This is a genomic window from Carboxylicivirga litoralis (assembly GCF_025499605.1).
GTDB lineage: Bacteria > Bacteroidota > Bacteroidia > Bacteroidales > Marinilabiliaceae > Carboxylicivirga > Carboxylicivirga litoralis.
Genome location: NZ_JAFMVC010000072.1, coordinates 1 through 2,644, shown reverse-complemented (window position 1 = coordinate 2,644; position 2,644 = coordinate 1). Strand labels below are relative to the sequence as shown.

The 2,644-nt window shown below is 31.0% G+C and carries 2 protein-coding genes; both read left to right on the top strand.

What is annotated here, in order from left to right; all coding sequences use genetic code 11:
* Nucleotides 1-123 precede the first annotated feature (123 nt).
* Entirely contained in the window at nucleotides 124-1,026 is a 903-nt protein-coding gene (locus J1N10_RS20645) for a response regulator (RefSeq protein ID WP_262328625.1), read from the top strand.
* Between the two features lie 322 nt (nucleotides 1,027-1,348).
* Nucleotides 1,349-2,329: a PD-(D/E)XK nuclease family protein gene (locus J1N10_RS20640; protein ID WP_262328624.1), complete on the top strand. Its 981-nt coding sequence runs from the start codon at nucleotides 1,349-1,351 to the stop codon at nucleotides 2,327-2,329.
* The last annotated feature ends 315 nt before the right edge of the window (nucleotides 2,330-2,644 follow it).

The following is a 2,644-nucleotide window of genomic DNA, read 5'->3' as shown; positions in this document are numbered from 1 at the left end:
AACAACCAATGGTTCTGGAATTGGTTTATTTCAAGTAAAAGATTTGGTTAATAACAGCTTGAAAGGAGATATTGATATTAAATCAGATGAGAAAAAAGGTACCTGTATAAAAATTACGATAGGATGAAATTAGAATATAAAATACTTTGGCTTGACGACCAAATTCAGGACTTCATTGATGATGAAATGATTCAAGAAGTAGAAGAATATTTAATTGAACAAGGTTTTCAACCGAAAATTATAACTGTTTCAAAATCAGAAGATTTTTTCAAATCTTTAGATGATTCATTTGACTTAATTTTAACTGATTATCACTTAAATGATATTAATGGAGACGAAGTCATTAAAAAGATTCGTAGCCAAGAGTTTTCTGTCTTATCTGAAGTGCTTTTCTATACTGCTAAAGCAGACTTAAAAGATACCGATAAAATCAATCGAGTTAGTTTTTTAGAGACTAATACTCTTTTAGGAGACCACAGAGATTTAGTTTTGCAAGCAACAATAAGTCTAATTGGACTTACATTAAAGAAATTCCAGAACATAATAGCAATGCGAGGAATGATAATGCATGAGACAAGTTCTCTTGATGTTGAAATGATTGAAATAATCAAAAAAGCATTAAAAAATGAGAGCTTAAATTTTGAAGAATTATCCGTATCAATTTACGACCAATTAATTGATTTGTTTACCAAGAAAACTGAATTTGTCCAAGAGTGTAAACGAAAAATGAATTTCAATCAGTTGACCAAGGACAATTTTGTTTATAGTGCTAAGTATAAAATATTAACTCTATCAAAAATTCTAGAAGACCTGAAAATGGCAGATTTTTCATCTGAATATGATTCTGAAATTAATTCTATTAGGAATAAGTTCGCACACGCAGTTTTGGAAAAGGATGAAAACGGAAGAGAATTTTTCAAACACAAAGAGGATGGAATTGATTTCAACGAAGACCTTTGTAAGGTAATTAGGGAAAATATTGTTAAGCACAAGTCAAATCTAGATGAATTGAAAGAAAGAATTTAAATCAACCCTAACTATGTTCAAGCACATTTAAAGTTTGCTCGTACCTCACAAATTTAAAAGAGCTTTCACGCCAACGCTAGAACACATGTGAAATGAAAAAAAGCCAGCTTACAACACGGCATCATAAACCATGCGGGGTGCGGTGATTCGCGGAGTTGCGGTGATTTTAATAAGTCCGCCCAATGCTTTTAAAGCAACTATTTATTGTTAAATTTAGTCCCTGTAAAAGCATTGGGCTCAGTACGATGAAAGAAAGGGCGTACTATTTTAATCCCCGCACGGTTCATATGCCCAATCCGTTAGCAGCAAAATTAATCAAAAAATGGAATCTGTATTTTCAAGAGCATATAGTTATAGAGAAAGAAAGAGTAAAAATAATTTAGAGAACTATTTGATAGAGGTTTTTTCATTTTGTTTAGGAAGTGATTCTAAATTCTTAAATAGTTTTTTAGAATTAATTGATATGCCGAATGGAGATGGATACTCAATAAACACTCAGTCTACATATAAAGAGGGACGACCTGATATTGTTATTGAAAATGAATCAACATTTATAATTATTGAATGTAAGATAGAAGCTCCAGAAAGATTTAATCAGTTGAAAGATTATTCAAAAATTGTAAATAGAAATTCCAAGAAAAACAAAAAACTGATTTATCTAACCAAATATTATCAATACAAAGAAATTAAAAACTATACAGGAGAGTATCAAAATATAAAATGGGTAGATGTAGCAAAATGCATTATAGATAATAATAATGATATAACTAAAGAATTAAAGAAGTTTTTAAGTGAAAAAAATATAGCAATGGAGAATAAACTTACTACTCAAGACTTAGTGACATTGGATGGTATTCCAAGTTCAATTTCAAAAATGGATGAAATTATTGAATCTGTTAAAGATTACTTTGAACAGAAAATAGGAAAATTGTCAAAGCCTTCAAGCAGAAGTACTTGGTTAAGTAGTGCAGCTTATTTTAATAATTTTAAAATAAGTAAGACTATGGCTGTAGATTTAGGTTTTATGTGGTGGTGGGGTGATGGAAAGATTTATTTATCTGTAAGAATTTATATAGCCAAAAGTGATGCAAATTATAATAAAAAGAAAGATTTTTTTCAAAAGAAGTTAGACGAATGGGAAATTGAAGAAGATGATAAAGAATATGTTGTAGGTAATTACTTAAATATTAATGAAATTATCGCTGTAGAGGAAGACCAGCTTGAGGCCATGATTGAATTTATGAAGGAGAATATAGATGTAGTTTCTGAGTTGAAAAAGCAAAATGGGGATTTTTTTAAATAGTAAATATCTTTTGAATGTAAATAAATTCAGCTGCTAACACGGCATCATAAACCATGCGGGGTGTTGTGGTTTGCTGAGTTGCGGTGATTTCAATTTGTCCGCCCAATGCTTTTCTAGAAACTTATTATTGTTAAATTTAGTCCCTGTAAAAGCATTGGGCTTAGTGCGATGGAAGAAAAGTTGTACTATTTTAATCCCCGCACGGTTCATATGCCCAATCCGTTAGCCCTCATATGACGCAATATCGTAGTAGCTAATAAAGAAGCAGGTATTTGGCAGTTGTGTGAACCGCCTCAAGGCAATGGCGTAAAGAAA